The 17,578-nt window shown below is 72.3% G+C and carries 12 protein-coding genes; 6 read left to right on the top strand and 6 right to left on the bottom strand.

Annotation, left to right across the window (positions count from 1 at the left end; translation table 11 throughout):
• Positions 1–7: 7 nt before the first annotated feature.
• From ACUYMY_RS13790 to mshD, 5 genes are read right to left on the bottom strand one after another with little or no spacing between them, the layout of a single operon-like run.
• The gene (locus ACUYMY_RS13790; RefSeq protein ID WP_481704102.1) at positions 8–514 is read right to left on the bottom strand and encodes a dihydrofolate reductase; all 507 of its coding nucleotides are present in this window, start codon (positions 512–514) and stop codon (positions 8–10) included.
• On the bottom strand, positions 511–1,329 hold the full coding sequence (locus ACUYMY_RS13785) for a thymidylate synthase (RefSeq protein ID WP_481704101.1): 819 nt from the start codon (positions 1,327–1,329) through the stop codon (positions 511–513). Before ACUYMY_RS13785 ends, ACUYMY_RS13790 begins: the two co-directional genes overlap by 4 nt.
• Positions 1,330–1,350: 21 nt before the next feature.
• The gene (locus ACUYMY_RS13780; RefSeq protein ID WP_481705062.1) at positions 1,351–2,328 is read right to left on the bottom strand and encodes an NUDIX hydrolase; all 978 of its coding nucleotides are present in this window, start codon (positions 2,326–2,328) and stop codon (positions 1,351–1,353) included.
• On the bottom strand, positions 2,325–4,724 hold the full coding sequence (locus tag ACUYMY_RS13775; RefSeq protein ID WP_481704100.1) for an RNA degradosome polyphosphate kinase: 2,400 nt from the start codon (positions 4,722–4,724) through the stop codon (positions 2,325–2,327). Before ACUYMY_RS13775 ends, ACUYMY_RS13780 begins: the two co-directional genes overlap by 4 nt.
• Before the next feature lie 39 nt (positions 4,725–4,763).
• Positions 4,764–5,744 (bottom strand): mycothiol synthase, encoded by a 981-nt coding sequence (gene mshD / locus ACUYMY_RS13770; protein WP_481704099.1) that lies wholly within the window; start codon positions 5,742–5,744, stop codon positions 4,764–4,766.
• 407 nt (positions 5,745–6,151) lie between these two features.
• Here mshD and ACUYMY_RS13765 point away from each other — a divergent pair, with 407 nt between their 5' ends.
• Positions 6,152–6,916 (top strand): GntR family transcriptional regulator, encoded by a 765-nt coding sequence (locus ACUYMY_RS13765; protein WP_481704098.1) that lies wholly within the window; start codon positions 6,152–6,154, stop codon positions 6,914–6,916.
• Positions 6,917–6,925: 9 nt separating this feature from the next.
• On the opposite strand, the gene ACUYMY_RS13760 is transcribed toward ACUYMY_RS13765, so the two are convergent.
• Positions 6,926–7,621 carry a winged helix-turn-helix transcriptional regulator gene (locus ACUYMY_RS13760; protein ID WP_481704097.1) on the bottom strand — a complete coding sequence of 232 codons (696 nt, stop codon included), beginning with the start codon at positions 7,619–7,621 and terminating at the stop codon, positions 6,926–6,928.
• A 211-nt stretch (positions 7,622–7,832) separates the two neighbouring features.
• Between ACUYMY_RS13760 and ACUYMY_RS13755 the strand changes: the two genes are divergently transcribed.
• The 5 genes from ACUYMY_RS13755 (at position 7,833) to ACUYMY_RS13735 (ending at position 17,437) form a co-directional block, all read left to right on the top strand.
• Positions 7,833–8,579, top strand: coding sequence for a permease (locus tag ACUYMY_RS13755; RefSeq protein WP_481704096.1), 747 nt, complete (start codon positions 7,833–7,835; stop codon positions 8,577–8,579).
• Between the two features lie 283 nt (positions 8,580–8,862).
• Positions 8,863–9,507, top strand: a complete 645-nt coding sequence (locus tag ACUYMY_RS13750; protein WP_481704095.1) for a nitrobindin family protein — start codon at positions 8,863–8,865, stop codon at positions 9,505–9,507.
• A 37-nt stretch (positions 9,508–9,544) separates the two neighbouring features.
• Positions 9,545–10,696 (top strand): CAF17-like 4Fe-4S cluster assembly/insertion protein YgfZ, encoded by a 1,152-nt coding sequence (gene ygfZ, locus ACUYMY_RS13745; protein WP_481704094.1) that lies wholly within the window; start codon positions 9,545–9,547, stop codon positions 10,694–10,696.
• Positions 10,693–11,124, top strand: coding sequence for an ankyrin repeat domain-containing protein (locus tag ACUYMY_RS13740; RefSeq protein WP_481704093.1), 432 nt, complete (start codon positions 10,693–10,695; stop codon positions 11,122–11,124). Before ygfZ ends, ACUYMY_RS13740 begins: the two co-directional genes overlap by 4 nt.
• 241 nt (positions 11,125–11,365) lie before the next feature.
• Complete coding sequence (locus ACUYMY_RS13735; protein WP_481704092.1) at positions 11,366–17,437, top strand: Ig-like domain-containing protein; 6,072 nt, start codon at positions 11,366–11,368, stop codon at positions 17,435–17,437.
• Positions 17,438–17,578 lie beyond the last annotated feature (141 nt).

Genomic DNA, 17,578 nt, shown 5'->3' with positions numbered 1-17,578 from the left:
CCGAAACCTATCCCCTGCGGAATTCCGCGATGCGGTACCGCACCCCCGAGACCGAGGTGAGCCATCCGCCGTCGTCCGGGGTCACGGCCTCGAGCCGCCACTGGGTCCCGAGAGGGGGCGCGAAGGTGTCGCCGTCCGCGTCGCTGTCCAGGATCGTCACCATCGCGAGGTCCGCGAGCGGCATGGCCTCTTCGAAGATCTCCCCGCCGCCGATCACCCACACGAGGTCGCCGCCCTCGGCCTCGGCCGCCGTCGCGAGCGCCTCCTCGAGGGAGTGCACGACGACGGTGCCGGGCGCCTCCCAGCTGGGCTGGCGGGTGATGACGATGTTCGTCCTGCCGCTGAACGGGCGGTACTTCTCGGGGATCGAGTCCCACGTGCGCCGTCCCATGACGACGGGATGGCCCGTGGTCGTCGCGGCGAAGTGCTTCATGTCCTCGGGCACGTGCCACGGCATGCCGCCGTCCCGGCCGATGACGCCCTCCTGCGTCTGCGCCCAGATGAGCCCGATCACACCGCCACCTCAGCCCGGATCGCCGGATGGTGCCGGTACCCGACGACCTCGAAGTCCTCGAAGCGGTAGTCGAAGATGCTTTCGGGCCGGCGGCCGATGGCGAGCTGCGGCGGCTCGAACGGCTCCCGCGAGAGCTGCTCGCGGACCTGCTCGAGGTGGTTGTCGTAGATGTGGCAGTCCCCGCCAGTCCACACGAAGTCGCCCACCGTGAGGTCGAGCTGCTGGGCCACCATGTGCGTCAGGAGCGCGTAGGAGGCGATGTTGAAGGGGACGCCGAGGAACATGTCCGCGCTGCGCTGGTACAGCTGGCACGAGAGCCTCGCGGGCCCATCCTCGGAGGGCGCGACGTAGAACTGGAAGAACGCGTGGCACGGCGGCAGGGCCATGTTCTCGATCTCGGCCACGTTCCACGCCGAGACGATGTGCCGGCGCGAATGGGGGTTGGTGCGCAGGGACTCCATGAGCCCGGCGATCTGGTCGATGTGCCGCCCGTCCGGCGTGGGCCACGAGCGCCACTGGACGCCGTAGACGGGACCCAGCTCGCCGGCGTCGTCCGCCCACTCGTCCCAGATCGTGACGCCCTGCTCCTGGAGCCAGCGCACGTTCGAGTCCCCCCGCAGGAACCACAGCAGCTCGAGGGCGACCGACTTGAAGTGCACGCGCTTCGTCGTCACGAGCGGGAAGCCCTCGGACAGGTCGAAGCGGATCTGCCGGCCGAAGACGCTGCGCGTCCCCGTGCCGGTGCGGTCGTCCTTGTGGACGCCGTGCTCGAGCACGTCGCGCAGGAGGTCCTCGTAGGGGGTCGGGATGCTCACCCCGCCAGTCTAGCCACCCGGTCAGTCATCGAACGGGCGGACCTGCTCGAGCGCGACGACGCGGTGCGTGCCGGCCAAGGGCACGTGGAACACGATGAGCTCCCCGGGCGCGAGGTACGGGTCCGAGGACGGCAGGCTGGCCTCGAGCCCCTCGTCGAGGTACGCGGCGAACTGCTTCAGCAGGGTCGGGAGCACGGGCCGGTGCGAGCACAGGAGGGCCGGCTTCCCCTTCTCGAACAGGCGCACGACGGCGGCGGCGGCCTTGTGCGGGCGGCGCTCGTGGCGGTGCTCGGTCAGGTCCTCGACCAGCCGGATCTTGATCTTCTTCTTCGAGCCGCGCACGTACGGCAGCACCGTGTCGACGCACCGGCGCCACGGGCTCGTCACGACCCGCTCGGGCCGCCAGACCCGCAGGAGTCTGCCGACGGCCTGGGCCTGCCGGACGCCGGTCGCGGCGAGCGTGCGGTCGCCCTCGGCCTTGGTCCATGAGCTGCGCGGCTTCGCCTTCGCGTGGCGCAGGAGGATGAGCGGCCGGGTGTCGAGCGCGCCTCTCGCGTCCGCCTCCTCGAGGGCGTCGAGGGGCTCGACGTCCGAGCGGTTGCTCAGCAGGACCCGTGCCTCCTCGACGCTGCACCAGTGCACGACGTCGACCTCGTCGCCATCTGGCTTGATCTTGTCCCCGGGGCCCACGCGCATGGCCCAGTAGTGGACCGACTTGAGGCCTGCGGCGACCTCGTAGTGGGTCGTGGGCAGCGGGACGCCGAGGGGGACGTCGAGCCCGATCTCCTCGCGGATCTCCCGCGAGGCGCACTCGTGGAGCGTCTCGCCGTCGTCGAGCTTGCCCTTGGGCCAGGACCAGTCGTCGTAGCGCGGCCGGTGGATGAGGAGCACCTCGAGCCCGCCTGCGTTGTGCCGCCAGGGGATCGCCCCCGCGGCGCGCACGGCGACGGGCTGGTCGCTGAGGGCCGGATGCTCGTCGACAGGGGTGTCGGACATCAGCGGCGGCTCGCAGCGCGCTGCCGGGCCCTCGAGGCGAGCAGCCAGGACTGGATGTCCTCGAGGTGGTTGTCCCCGTCGAGGTGGTGGCGCGTCCACACGCCCTCGCGATCGAGGTGCCAGGACGCCGTCGAGTCGGCGAGGTAGCGGTCCAGGAGCCCGATGAGGTCCGTGATGTCCTCGCGGTTGCGCAGCTGCACGAGGGCCTCGACGCGGCGGTCGAGGTTGCGGTGCATCATGTCTGCCGAGCCGATGTACACGACCGGGTTGCCTCCGTTCGCGAACGCGAAGACCCGCGAATGCTCGAGGAAGCGGCCCAGGACCGAGCGGACGGTGATGTTCTCGCTCAGGCCCGGCACGCCCGGGCGCAGCGCGCAGATCCCGCGGACGATCACGTCGACCTTCACGCCCGCCTGCGAGGCCCGATAGAGCGCGTCGATGACCGCCTCGTCCACCATCGAGTTGACCTTGATGATGACCCGGGCGCGCAGCCCGGCCCGTGCGTTGCGGATCTCCGCCTCGATGCGGTCGATGAGGCCCGAGCGCACCGAGCGCGGCGCCACGAGCAGGCGCTTGAAGGTCGACTTCGGCGCGTACCCGGAGAGCTGGTTGAAGAGCTTGGAGAGGTCCTCGCCGACCTGCTCGTCACAGGTCAGCAGGCCGAGGTCCTCGTAGTAGCGGGCCGTGCGCGGGTGGTAGTTGCCCGTGCCGATGTGGCAGTAGCGGCGCAGGCCGTCGTTCTCCTGGCGCACCACGAGGGAGAGCTTGCAGTGCGTCTTGAGCCCCACGATGCCGTACACGACGTGCACGCCGGCCTGCTCGAGCTTGCGGGCCCACGAGATGTTGGCCTGCTCGTCGAAGCGGGCCTTGATCTCGACGAGGGCGAGGACCTGCTTCCCCGCCTCGGCGGCGTCGATGAGCGCGTCCACGATCGGCGAGTCGCCGGACGTGCGGTACAGGGTCTGCTTGATCGCCTGGACCTTCGGGTCGGCCGCGGCCTGCTCGAGGAACGCCTGCACCGACGTCGAGAACGAGTCGTACGGATGGTGCAGGAGGATGTCGCGGCGGCGCATCGCGGCGAACACGTTCGCGGCCTTGGACGTCTCGGACTCGTTGAGGAACCGCGACGTGTGCGCGAGGTGCTTGGGGTAGTGCAGGTCCGCCCGGTCGATCCCGGCGATGACGCTGAGCCCCCGCAGGTCCAGAGGGGTGGGCAGCTGGTACACCTCGCTGTCCTCGACCCCGAGCTCGCGCACGAGCAGGGCGAGGATGTTCGGGTTGATGTCGTCCGTGACCTCGAGCCGCACCGGAGGCCCGAAGCGCCGGCGCAGGAGCTCCTTCTCGAGCGCCTGGAGGAGGTTCTCGGCGTCGTCCTCCTCGACCTCGAGGTCCTCGTTGCGAGTGACGCGGAACGTGTGGTGCTCGAGGACCTCCATGCCCGGGAAGAGCTGGTCGAGGTGGACCGAGATGAGCTCCTCGAGCGCGATGAAGCGCGCCGTGCGCCCGGGGACGGTGCCGGCGCGGGGGCCGTCGATCGCGATGAGCCGGGGGAGCTGGTCCGGCACCTTGAGGCGCGCGAAGAGCTCCTTGTCGCTGATCGGGTTGCGGACCACGACGGCGAGGTTGAGCGAGAGCCCCGAGATGTACGGGAAGGGGTGGGCCGGGTCGACGGCGAGCGGGGTCAGGATCGGGAAGACCTGCTCGGCGAACATCTGGCTCAGCCGGGCCCGGGACTCGTCGTCGAGCTCGGCCCAGTGGACGAGGTGGATGTGCTCCTGCTCGAGCGCGGGGCGGATCTGGTCGGCGAAGACGCGCGCGTGCCGCTCCTGGAGCCGGTGCGCCTCCTCGGAGATCTGGTCGAGCACCTCGATGGGGCTCAGGCCCGCGGGGGAGGGGACGGCGAGGCCGGTCGCGATGCGGCGCTTGAGGCCGGCCACGCGGACCATGAAGAACTCGTCGAGGTTCGAGGCGAAGATCGAGAGGAAGCCGACCCGCTCGAGGAGGTACAGCGAGGGGTCCTCCGCGAGCTCGAGGACGCGGGCGTTGAACGCGAGCCAGCTCAGCTCGCGGTCGAGGAAGCGGTCGGGGCCCACGACCTCGCCCTCGGGCTCGAGCCGGGGCGCGAACTCCGGGATGTCGATCCGGTCCTGGGTCGCGCGGGAGGCGGGCACCTCGGAGGAGCCGAAGACGGGCTGGGCGCGCGGGGCGGTCACCGCGAACGACGCCGCCTCCGCGCCGACCGTTGTGGCGTCGCCGAGCGCTGTGCTGAGCCCGGCCGACGCCTGCAGGGACGCGCCGTCGGAGGCGGGGGGCGCGTCGAAGGCGGCGCTGGCGGGATAGGTGATGTCAGTCTGCGGCTCCGTTGCTGCACTGCTCTCGTTCTGGGCGGCTTCAGTCATGGTTCCTCCGCAGGAGCTGGTCTCTTGCTGACAACCCTACTAGCGTGCGGCGCCCGCGGGGGCATACAGGATGTCCTGGTCCCAGAGGGTGAATCCGAGGCGGCGGTACAGGGCCACGGCGGCCCGATTGTCCGCGTCGGTGTAGAGCATGACCGTCGCGAGGCCCTGGGCGTGCAGGTGGTCGATGCCGTGGAGGGTCAGGGCCCGGCCGAGGCCGCGGCCCTGCGCCTCGGGCACGACGCCGACGGCGTAGACCTCGCCGATGGCACGGTGCTCGCCGTGGGCCGGGTGGACCTTGGTCCAGTGGAAGCCGAGGATCCTGTCCTCGGGATCGACGGCGAGGAAGAACCCCTCGGGGTCGAACCAGTCCTCCGCCATGCGGGCCTCGAGGTCGCTGCGGCGCAGCGCCCCCTGCTCGGGGTGGGTCGCGAAGGCGGTCCGGTTGGCCTCGAGCCACGCGTCCTCGTCCTGGCCGGGCCGGAAGGCGCGGATCGTCACGCCCTCGGGCAGCGGCCCCTCGGCCTCGTGCGGGTGGCGGACGAGCACCATCTTCCAGAGCTGGCGCTCGGCGACGAAGCCGTACGCGGCCGCGAGTTCGGCGGCGGCCTCGTGGTTGCCGTGGGACCAGGCCTTGAGGCCCGTGAAGCCCGCCGGCCCGCGCAGCTCGCGGATCGCCTCGATGAGCCGCGCGCCCACGCCCTGGTTGCGGTAGTTCGGATGGACCGCCAGCTCGGCGACCCCGGAGCCGTCCGGGGCGAAGGCGATCGCCGCGACCCCCGCGAGGTCCTCGGGCGCCGAGGACCCCGAGGTGTCGTCGAGCGCGTGCACGGCGACCGTGAGCAGCTCCTCGGAGCGGGTCTGCGGCGAGCGCATGAGCACCGTGGTCTGCTCCGAGAGGGAGGGGTTGCCGTCGGAGTCCTCCGCGGCCGCGAGGAGGTCGCGGACCTCGGACCAGAGGGCCTGCGGGACGCGGCCTTCGACGACGGTGGCGGGCCAGTCCTGCGGATATGCGCTCGTCATGGACGCAAGGCTAGCGAAAGACGCCCGGAAGGACACCGATCGTGGCCGCTCCCGCCCTTTTTGACGCCCGGCGGGGCCCTCGGGTAATGTCGTGGTCCTGCCGCAGCACCGCGGCACGAGGGGGATCCACCAGTGGGGTGGCTTTGATACGTTCGACCCGTATGTCCTCCACCCTTTGACGAGGGCCCCGCACGGCGACCGCTACGGCGCGTGCGGGGCCCTCGTCGTCGTCCGCGGGTCGACGAGGGGCCGCCGGGGAGTCAGCACGTCCAAGAGGCGGGGCCGCGGGCCTGTACAGACAGGCCCGCGACGACAGCGCATCCCGTTGCCAAGTGTTTCCCCGATGTTCACCGGAGATCGGCCCGCACGCCGGCGATCGGGCCGATGCCCACTTGTACGCTCAGCTCATGACCTCTGAGACCGGTGCGGCGCCTCCCCTGCACCGCCAGCTCGAGGCGGAGATCCGCAGCCGCATCGCGTCGGGGCGGTGGCGTCCCGGGACGAGCCTGCCGAGCGAGGCGTCGCTGAGCGCCGAGTTCGGCGTCTCCCGCGGCACGGTGAGGCAGGCGCTCATGGGCCTGCGCGACGAGGGCCTCCTCTTCGGCGGGCGCGGCAGGCGCCCGATCGTGCGCTCGGGGGCAAAGAGCCAGCCGTTCTCGACCTTCCTGTCCTTCACGGAGTGGGCCCGCAGCCAGGGCCTCAACCCCGGGCAGCGCACGCTCGAGGTCGCGCGGCGGGAAGCCGGGGCGGAGGCGTGCTGCGCCCTCGAGCTCCCCGACGGCGCCCAGGTCGTCGACATCCTGCGGCTGCGCCTGCTCGACGACGAGCCGGCCATGCTCGAGCGCAGCTCGTTCGTGCTCGACGTCGGGCGGCTCATCTTCGACTTCGACCTCGAGTCCGGATCAGGGTCCATCGTCGAGTTCCTCGGCCAGCGCGGCGTCGCCCTGGACCGGGCGCACCACACGATCGACGCCGTCGCGGCCTCGACGGCGGACGCTCAGCTGCTCGGCATCGCCGGCGGATCGCCGCTCCTGCGCGAACGCAGGACGACGTTCGACGCCAGCGGGCGCCCGGTCGAGTATTCGGACGACCGCTACCTGCCGGCCCTGACGAACTTCAGCATCGAGAACCGCGTGGGCCGCGCCGCGCCGCTCGTGCGGCACAGGCCGTAGAGGGATTCGTCAGACGTCGCTGAGCTCGTCCTCGCTCAGCCGTGTCAGCGTGAGCCGGTAGCCCACGTTGCGGACGGTGCCGATGAGGCCCTCGTGGTCCGGGCCGAGCTTTGCGCGGAGGCGACGGACGTGCACGTCGACGGTCCGCGTGCCGCCGTAGTAGTCGTAGCCCCACACCTCCGTGAGCAGCTGCTGGCGGGTGAACACCCGGCCCGGGTGCTGGGCGAGGTACTTGAGGAGCTCGAACTCCTTGAAGGTCAGGTTCAGGGCCTCGCCGTTGACCTTGGCCGTGTAGCTCGCCTCGTCGATCACGACGCCGGCCGCGCGGATCTCCGTCTCGGGCTCCTCCGCCGTGGATGTCCGCGAGATCGCGAGCCGCACGCGCGCCTCGACCTCGGCCGGGCCGGCGGAGTCGAGGATGATGTCGTCCACGCTCCAGGCCGAGGACACGGCGGCCATGCCGCCCTCGGTCAGGATGAGGATGAGCGGCGCCCCGAGGCCCGTGGCCCGCAGGAGCTGGGTGAGGGACCGGGAGCCGACCAGATCCTTGCGTGCGTCGAGGAAGATGACGTCGCACGGGTCCGCGTCCAGCAGGGCCGTCGGCTCCGCCGGCAGGATGTGGACGCGGTGGTTGAGCAGCTCGAGCGCAGGGAGGACGTCGACCGACGAGCCCTGGGCGTTCGTCAGCAGCAGGATGTGCGACACGGTTCCTCCCGAGGATCTGGCTGCACGTCGTCGGGCAGGGGTACCTTTGTTTGCCGATTATAGGCGGCGGCCGCTCGCGGCTGTCGGATGTGTCACGGCGGCCGAGTCGCAGCCCCTGCTCCCATGAGGCAGGATGGCAGTGTGATGGAGACGGCAGCATGAGTAGGGTCACAGCCGCGACAGCTGCTATACGGCCGAGGGGGGCCACCGCGTGAAGCCTTGGGTCGGGTCGGTGTCCGGAGGGGCCATCGCCGTCGCCGGAACATCCGCCATCGTCGCGGCGGGCTGGGGTGGTCCGCTCGCGCAGCTCGCGGCCGTCACGGCCGTGGCCCTCGCCGTGGGCTTCGGCTGGCCGCACTTCCTCGGCATCCCCGCGAAGAAGACCAACAGCGCCGTGATCGCCGCCGCCGGCATCGCCTCGGCCGTGGCCGCGACGTTCACCCCGGGGCCCGAGTACCTCGTGTGGACGCCGCTCGCGGTCGGCGCCGGCGTCATGGCGGTCGCGGTCGTGCAGCTGCTCCGCGGGACGGGCCAGAGCCACCGGCTCGAGTCGGCCTTCGGCGCGGGCGCGGGCGTGCTCCTGTGCAGCCTCGGCGCTGGCTGGATCGCGACGGCCCGGCTCACGGGCGCCGGGTCGATGCTCCTCGTGGCGGGGATCAGCACCGCCGTCGCCCTCCTCGTCGGCATGATCCGCTGGCCCGACACGCTCGTCGCCCCCCTCGCGATCGCGTTCGCAGGCCTCGCGGCGCCGCTCGCGGGGCTCGTCCTCGCCGACGTCGCCGTCGTGCCCGCCGCCGTCGTCGGCGTCGCCGTCGGCGCGGTGCTCGCCGCCTTCCGCCGGCTCAACAGCATGCGCCCCTTCAGGCTCGCCCCGCCCGGACTCGTGGCGCTGGGCCTCGCGCCGGCCTTCGCCGTCGGCGCGATCGCCTACTTCCTCGACCGGATGCTCGTGCCCTGAGCCCATCGCGGCACGGGTTCTCCGGGGCCAGCTGGAGGGCCCGTCCCCCGGGCGTCACATGGGCGGACCTGTGGCAGCCGTCACGGACAGGCGCGGGGGCCGAGGCGCTACGATGACGCTATGAGCGTTGTTGCCTTCGAGATCTTCTTCCTTGTCCTCCTTGCCGTCGCCGGAATCTCCATGGCGTGGTTCGCCGGCCTCGTCGTCTGGAAGCTGTTCAAGGGCCAGCGCTGACGCTGGAAAAGACACCACACGACCCTGAGCCAGGCCTGAAGGAAGCACAGTGCCCATCGAGATCCCGTCCGGTCTGACCCCCGAGCTCGTCCCGCTGTCGTGGCTGATCGGGGAGTGGGAAGGGCGGGGCCGGCTCGGTGCCGGCGAAGCCGGCGACGAGCACTTCGTCCAGCGGGCCGTGTTCGCCCACAGCGGCTTCCCCTACCTGAGCTACACCGCCGAGAGCTGGCTCGCCGACGAGCAGGGCAACCGGATCCGTCCTCTCTCGACCGAGACGGGCTTCTGGCAGCTGGACCGTCCGCTCACTGACGCGGACGGGGGGCCTGGGCTCGTCCCCGCCGACATCGTCCCGGCGTACAAGTCCGCCGAGGAAGTCGAGTCCCTGCGCAACGGGCAGGACGCGTTCGACATCGCCGTCACGATCCTGCACCCCGGCAGCATCGCCGAGCTCTACTACGGCCAGATCAAGGGCCCGCAGATCGAGCTCTCGACGGATGCCGTCCTCCGCGGGGCCCACTCCCGCGACTACAAGGCCGCCACCCGCATCTTCGGCCTCGTCAACGGCGACCTCTTCTGGCGCTGGGACGCCGCCCTCGGCGGCAACGCCCTCGCCCCGCACGCCTCGGCGATCCTGCGCCGCGTCTCGGCCCCGGCGGCCAACCAGCCGCCGTCCGAGGGCGGCGACGCGTCCTAGAGGGATGGAACCGACGCACACGCGCGTTGACACTGACATGACCTACACATCCATCCTGCTCGGCCGGCCCGGCGCCGTCGCGGACGGCGGCCTGGACTCCGGCGTCGCCGCCCACTACGGCGACCCCGTGCGCGAGCAGCGCGAGCTCGCCGCCGGGCGGGCCGCCGTCGACCTCTCCCACCGCGGCGTCGTGACCGTCGCCGGCCCCGACCGGCTCACGTGGCTCACGACCCTCTCCTCGCAGCAGGTCGCCGGGCTGCGCCCGGGCGAGTCGAGCGAGCTGCTGCTGCTCAGCGTCCAGGGCCGGATCGAGTACGACGCCCGGATCGTGGACGACGGCGAGCGCGCGTGGCTGCTCGTCGAGCCGGCCGAGGCCGAGGGGCTCGCGGCGTGGCTCACGTCGATGAAGTTCATGCTCCGCGTCGAGGTCGAGGACGCCTCCGCCCGCTGGGCGGTCCTCGCGGCGACCCGGCGGCTTGACGCCCTCGCGCCGTTCGGCCCCGCCGCCACTGATGGCGCCCAGCTCGTCTGGGAGGACCCCTGGCCGCGCATCGCCCCGGGCGGCACGAGCTACGCGGCCATCGAGGAGTCGGGCCACCCGGGCCTCGAGCGGCCCTGGTTCGAGCACGTCGTCGAGCTGTCCCGGCTCGAGGAGGCCGTCGACGCGCTCGCGGCCGACGGCGTGGGGCTCGCCGGCGCGATGGCCGCGGAGGCGCTGCGCATCGCCGCGTGGCGGCCGCGCTGGGGCGCCGAGACGGACGATCGCACGATCCCGCACGAGCTCGACCTCCTGCGCACCGCCGTGCACCTCTCCAAGGGCTGCTACAAGGGCCAGGAGACCATCGCCCGCGTGCACAACCTGGGCCACCCGCCCCGGCGGCTGACCCTCCTCCAGCTCGACGGCTCCACCCACACCCTCCCCGCCGCGGGCAGCGCCGTCTACGCCGCGGGCGCCGGCCCGGACACCGGGGCCAAGCCCGTCGGCCGCGTGACGTCCGTGGCCCTGCACTGGGAGATGGGGCCCATCGCCCTCGCCGTCCTGAAGCGCAGCACGGACCCGGCGGCCCAGCTGGCGGTCCACGGCGAGGCCGAGGGTGAAGTCTATGCCGCCTCGCAGGAGGTCATCGTCGCCCCCGACGCCGGCGCCGCCGTCGCGCGTCCCACCGGATTCCTGAGGAGGAACGCATGAGTGAGCACGCGCGCCACGCGCAGGACGCCGAGAAGGGCGCAGCCCCGGACGACGACGTCATCGCGCTCGCCGGGAAGCTCTTCGACGCGGCCCGTGCCGGGGACGAGGCCGTGCTCGGCGCCTACCTCGCGGCCGGCGCGCCGGCGTCGCTCGCCAACCAGTCCGGCGACACGCTCATCATGCTCGCCGCCTACCACGGCCACGCGGGCGCCGTACGCCTCCTCGGCGAACACGGCGCCGACGCGAACACGGCGAACGACCGCGGGCAGACCCCGCTCGCCGGCGCGGTCTTCAAGGGGTACGCCGACGTCGCCGAGGCCCTCCTGGCCCTCGGCGCGGACCCCGACGCCGGCGCCCCCACGGCCCGCGAGGCGGCCCAGATGTTCGGCCGCACCGAGATCCTCGGCCTCTTCGACAGCGCCCGCTGACCCCCGGTCCGGGGCAGCTCCACGCACCCCTTGCCGGCCCACATGGGGAGAACTCCCCGCGGGCTGGGTGAGCGCTCCGACGCTGCGGTAGCCTCGTGGTGCCGGCGCGCCTGAGGACGTCTCTGACGTCAGGGCCCCGGCCAGCACAGACTGCAGGGAACTGCACAGACTGCAGGGAATTGGGGCCGGACGCCAATGTGCCATGGCTGGCCCCGTTCCGCGAGGGGAACGGGAGAATCAAGTGCGTCGAGCTGGGGGGCTGCTGCGCCGCCATGCCGCGAAGGTGATCACGGGGACCGCGATGTCCCTCGTCGCGGCGGTCCTCGTGGCCGCCGCCATCTTCTACCCGGGCTTCCGCTCCGTCTCGGCCGAGCTCAACGACGGCGGCGTGTGGGTCACCAACGGCTCGATGAACATGGTGGGCCACCTCAACTTCTCCTCCAAGGTCCTCGACGGCGGGGTGGCCGCCCGCTCGGCGAGCTTCGACGTCGTCCAGGAGGGCCGCGCCGTCGCCGTCCAGGACAAGGGCGTCGGGACCCTGAGCCCCGTCGATGCGGCCGAGGTGCGGCTCACGGCGGACCTCTCCTTCGGCGGCAGCGGCACCGCGGCGTTCGGCACGACGACGGCGGCCCTCGCCGACCCGGGCAAGGGCAGGCTGTGGGCGCTCGGCCTCGACAGCCTCACGGGCTTCAACCCCGAGACCACGGAACCGACGGTTGAGGACGTCCCCGGCGTCGTCGCGACCGTGACCGCCGAGAACGAGGTCGTGGGGGTGTCCCCGGCCCGGGCCGAGATCGTCCGCGTGCCCGAGGGCGGCGAGCCGCGCTTCTCGACGGTCGAGGGCCTGAGCACCTCCGCGAAGGTGCAGCTCGCGGCCGTCGGGGGCGACGCCGTCGTCCTCGATGCCGGGTCCGGGACCCTGTTCCTCCCCGGCGGCGACCGCGTCCAGCGGGACGACTTCCGCAGTGCCCAGCTCCAGGAGAGCGGGCCCGACGCCGACGCGGTGGCGGTCGGGACGTCGAAGGGCGTCGCCCTCGTGCCGCTCGGCGGCGGCGAGCCGCGGATTCTCGAGGCTGCCGGCGGGCGCGAGGGACTGCCCGCTCGGCCCGTCCAGCAGGGCGGCTGCGTGCACGGCGCATGGGCCGGCACGGGCGTCTACCTGCGCGCGTGCGGCTCCGGGGCGCCCGAGCTCAAGGACATCCCCTCCGCGCGCCCGGACTCCGAGCTCGTGTTCCGCACGAACCGCGACCTCGTCGTCCTCAACGACGTCCGCGGCGGCAACGTCTGGCTCGTCACCGACCAGATGCAGCTCGTGAACAACTGGCAGGAGATCGTCCCGCAGAAGCAGACCAAGACGGGGGATCAGGAGGATTCCGCCGAGGTCATGCTCCAGAAGGAGCTGCCGGACCGCAGCGAGGAGAACAAGCCGCCGGTGGCGATGCCGGACGACTTCGGGGTCCGGCCCGGCCGGACCGTCATCCTGCCCGTGCTCCTGAACGACACCGACCCCGACGGCGACGTGCTCTCCGTGCGCGCGATCGGCCCCGCCCCGCGCCTGGGCCAAGTGCAGACGATCTTCAACGGCGCGGCCCTGCAGGTCGTGGTCGGGGCCGAGGCCACGGGGTCGGAGGCGTTCGAGTACGAGGTCTCGGACGGTCGCGGCGGGACCGCGACCGCGCGCGTGAACCTCACCGTCCGCGGGGACACCGCGAACGCGGCGCCGCGGCAGGTACGGGTCAACACGATAGCCGTCGAGCAGGGCACCTCTGTGTCGCAGAACATCCTCGGCGACTTCGTCGACCCGGACGGCGACGAGGTCTTCCTCGCCGGGGCGAGCACGGCGGGCGACGGCGACTCGGTCCGGTTCCAGACGGACGGCACCGTGATCTTCCAGGACGGCGGGAAGGCCGTCGGCAAGAAGGAGGTCACCGTCCGCGTCTCCGACGGGCGGGACGTCGCCGAGGCCACGATCCGCGTCGACGTCCGGCCCCGGGGCACGCTGCCCCCGCAGACCACCCCGGACCACGTCCGCACGGGCACGGGCGAGCCGATCGTGGTCTCCCCGCTCGCGAACGACATCGACCCCTCGGGGACGGGCCTGCGCCTGCTCAAGGTCGAGCCCGTGCCGGGACTCGACGTCGTCATGAACTCCGAGGACGGCACGTTCTCGGCGACGGCGGCCGAGCCGAAGGTCTACTACGCCGTCTACCTCGCCTCGAACGGCGCCGCGACCGCGCAGGGCCTCGTGCGCATCGACGTCGAGCCCCGCAGCCAGGACTCGGGCGCGCCCGTGGCCGTGCGCGACGTCGCGCTCCTGCCCGCAGGCGGCAACGTCCTCGTGGACCCTCTCGCGAACGACACGGACCCGGCCGGCGGCGTGCTCGTCGTCCAGTCGATCTCGCTCCCGCAGGGCGCGCCCGTGACGGTCTCGATCATCAACCACGCGGTGCTGCGCATCACGGACACCCGCGGGCTCAAGGAGCCGCTCTCGATCGGGTACGTCGTCTCGAACGGGGACAAGACCGCGAGCTCCACCGTCACGGTCACCCCGGTCCCCGCGCCCGAGAAGCTCGAGCCGCCGGTCGCCAAGAACGACGAGGTCGTCGTGCGCGCGGGGGACACCGTCACGATCCCCGTCCTCGGCAACGACTCGCACCCGAACAACGTCCCGATCTCGCTCGACCCCGCGCTCGTCGAGGTTCCGGACCCCGCCATGGGGCAGCTCTTCGTGGACCAGGACAAGCTCCGCTTCTCGGCCGGGCCCACCGCCGGGACCGTGTACGGGATCTACCAGGTCGTGGACCCGGCAGGCCAGAAGGACTCGGCCAAGGTCTCCATCACCATCCGCGCCGCCGATCCGACGCAGAACGCCCAGCCCGTGCCCAAGAACCTCACCGCGCGCGTGCTCGCGGGGCACACCGCCAAGGTCGCGGTGCCGCTCGACGGCGTCGACCCCGACGGCGACTCGGTGACGATCACGGGGATCGAGAAGGCCCCCGCGCTCGGGACGGCGATCGTCAAGGACGGCTACATCGAGTACAGCGCCGCGAACAACGCGAGCGGCAAGGACACCTTCACCTACGTCGTCGAGGACCGGTTCGGTGGCCGCGGGGTCGCGACCGTCATGGTCGGCGTGGCCGCCGTGCCGAACTCGAACCAGAAGCCCATCGCCGGGGACGACACGGTCTCGGTCCGGCCGGGCCGGCCCGTCTCCGTCGACGTCCTCGCGAACGACACCGACCCCGACGGGGACACCGTACGGCTCGTCGGCGACGGCTTCGAGATCCCGGAGGGGGCCGAGGCCCGCGTGGACGAGGGGCGCGTGGTCGTCACCGCGCCGAACCGCGCCGGCACCGCGACCGTGCGCTACACGATCGACGACGGGCGCGGCGGCCGGGCCGTGGGCAGCATCGTGGTCGAGGTCACGCCGGACGCCGAGCTCAAGGCCCCGATCGCGCGCGACGACCGCGTCAACGCGATGGACGTCGCGGGCAAGACGACGTTCCAGGTGGACGTCCTCAAGAACGACGAGGACCCGGACGGCGTCGCGAGCGACCTCTCGGTCTCGGTGCCGCAGAGCGCGGCCGACGCCGGGACCTCCGTGAGCGGGCGGACCGTCACCGTCGCGCTCTCGCAGGAGCCGCAGGTCATCCCGTACACGGTCACGGACGTCGACGGGCTCACGGCGACCGCGATCCTGTGGGTGCCGGGCCTGAGGGACCAGCGGCCCGTGCTCAAGACCCTCGACCCGGCCAAGGCCAAGGCAGGCGAGGCCCTCGAGCTCAGACTCTCGGACTACGTGGCCGTCCGGCCCGGCCGGACCCCGCGGATCACGACAGAGGGCTCGGTCACCGCGGTCGCCGCGGACGGCAGCCCCCTCGTCAAGGACGCCGGCACGCTCCGCTACACCGCGCTGCGCGAGTACGGCGGCCTCGCCTCGATCACGTTCGAGGTCACCGACGGCTCCGGGCCGGACGATCCGGACGGGCTCAGGAGCGTCCTGACCGTCCCGATCGAGGTCGAGCCCACGGCGGACAAGCCCAACACGCCGCCCACCTTCGCCACGAGCACCCTCGAGGTCGCCCAGGGCGAGGACGCAGCGCAGCTCGACCTGCGGGCCGCGACGAGCGACCCGGACCCGGGCGACATCGACCGGATGGCGTTCCGCCTGGCCTCCGAGGCGCCCGCCGGCCTGCAGGTGAGCCTCGACGGCTCGGTCCTCAGGGCCAAGGCCGACGGCGCCGCGAAGGGCGCGGGCGGGCAGGTAACCGTCGAGGTCGACGACGGCCGCAGCAGGGTCTCGGGCGCCGTGACCCTGCGGGTCGTGGGCTCGACCCGCCCGCTCGCCCTCGCCAACCCGGACGCGGTCCCCGAGGCCAAGGCAGGGGCGCCCGTGGACGTGCCAGTCCTCGCGAACGACGCGAACCCGTTCCCCGGCACCCCGCTCAAGCTCCTGAGCGCGAACGTCGCCGGCGGGGGCAGCGCGCGGGTCGAGGGCGACCGCGTCGTCGTGACCCCGAGCGCTGGCTTCCACGGGCAGCTCACCGGCTCCTACCGGATCCAGGACGCGACCGGCGACCCCGACCGGGAGGTCGAGGGCTCGTTCACGGTCACTGTGCGGGACCGGCCGGACGCCCCCAGCGCGCCCGTCGTGGACAGCATGGCGAGCCGCCAGGTCGTCCTGCACTGGGCGCCGCCGGCGAACAACGGCGCGGAGATCACCGGCTACAGGGTGCTCTTCGACGGCCGCGGCCAGCCGTGCCCGACCAACACGTGCACCGTGACGGGCCTGACCAACGGCACGCAGTACACGTTCACGGTCCTCGCGATCAACGCCGTCGGCGAGTCCGCTCCCGGCCCCGCCTCGGCCCCGGTCACGCCGGACGCGAAGCCCTCGCAGCCCGCGCCGCCGCAGCTCACGCGCGGGGACAAGAGCATCAGCCTCGCCTGGACGCCGCCGGCCAACGAGGGAACGCCGATCACGAACTACACGATCGAGCTCTCCTCGTCCCAGGGCATGATGCAGAAGACGGTCGGCAACGTCACGTCCCTCACGTGGGACGGGCTCACGAACGGCGTCGAGTACCGGGCCCGCATCCAGGCGAAGAACGGCGCCAAGGACCCGTCCGACTGGTCCGGGCTCTCGGCGGCGGCCAAGCCCGCCGGCGTCCCGCTCGCGCCGTCGGCACCCACGGCGACGCGCACGACGTCGGCCGTCAACGGCGGCGTCGTCGACGTCACGTGGGCCTCGGAGCCGCTCAAGAACAACGGCGACCCGGTCACGGGGTACGTCGTGAAGGTCTACCGCAACGGCGCCTTCGAGAAGCAGACCCCGCGCACGACCGCCACGGCGCAGCAGATCACGGGGCTCGACAACGCGAGCACGTACACGTTCTCGCTCGTCTCCTACAACACCGTGGGCGCGTCCCCCGAGGGGGCGCGGAGCAACGGCGTCGTGCCCTACGGCAAGCCCGGCGCGCCGACGGGCCTGACGGCGACCCCGACCAACACCTCGAACGCGGGGCAGCAGGTGCAGCTTGCGTTCACCGCGCCCGCCAACAACGGCGACCCGATCTCCGGCTACCAGTACTCGGTCAACGGGGGCACGTGGCAGAGCCTGGCCGCGAACAGGGTCGTGGGCGGGCTCACGAACGGCACGCAGTACAGCTTCGCCGTCCGCGCCGTGAACTCGGCAGGACCCGGCCCGGCGAGCAACGCCGACTCGGCCAACCCCTACGGCCAGCCCAGGACGCCCGTCGTGAGCGCGAGCCAGGACGGCATCCGGGTCCAGATGAGGTGGAACACGGGCGCGAATGGCGGGTACGACAACGGCCGCGAGAGCGTGGTCACGGTCGTGATCGACGGGAACCAGGTGGCCAACGACGGCGCCGCCACCGTGGGGAACGGCCCCGACGAGGCGCACTCGATCAGGGTCACGGCCTGCGTCAAGGGCGATCCGGCGAACTGCACGAGCAACTCCGCCTCGGCCCGCACGGCCTCGCCGACGGCGAGCCTGGCGAAGGGCGCCCTGACCCAGGGGGCCTCGGGCTGCCCGTCCAACAACTGCTACTGGTTCGACGTCACGGGCCGGAACTTCCACCCCAACGCGACGGTCACGGTCAAGTGCTGGAACGACGGCGGCGGCGCGCACGTCTTCGCCCAGTACAGGGACCAGACGGACGCGAACGGGTACTTCCGCAACGCGAACGACTGCTACCTCGGCAAGGACTCGAACAACTACTGGAGCAACGGCTGGGTGACCGTCGACGACGGCCAGGGCGGCACCGCGAGATCGAACAACAACAACTGGTAGCCGTTCCCAGCCGGGGGACAGGCGCCAGGCCTAGGATGGCACCCGTGAAGACGAGCAGGAGCGACGTGGGCGCGGGCCGGACTGGGGAACGGCGAGCAGGCGAGGAATCCGCGAGCGGGGGGACCGCCGTCGTGCGCGGCG

The organism is Sinomonas sp. T428B (assembly GCF_056780155.1).
Note: the sequence above shows the minus strand (reverse complement) of the source record. Positions and strands in the feature narration are given on the sequence as shown.

Coding starts and splice junctions, on each gene's coding strand:
- ygfZ (WP_481704094.1), top strand. CDS start 9,545: ATGACCTACACATCCATCCTGCTCGGCCGGCCCGGCGCCGTCGCGGAC.
- ACUYMY_RS13765 (WP_481704098.1), top strand. CDS start 6,152: ATGACCTCTGAGACCGGTGCGGCGCCTCCCCTGCACCGCCAGCTCGAG.
- ACUYMY_RS13775 (WP_481704100.1), bottom strand. CDS start 4,724: ATGACTGAAGCCGCCCAGAACGAGAGCAGTGCAGCAACGGAGCCGCAG.
- mshD (WP_481704099.1), bottom strand. CDS start 5,744: ATGACGAGCGCATATCCGCAGGACTGGCCCGCCACCGTCGTCGAAGGC.
- ACUYMY_RS13740 (WP_481704093.1), top strand. CDS start 10,693: ATGAGTGAGCACGCGCGCCACGCGCAGGACGCCGAGAAGGGCGCAGCC.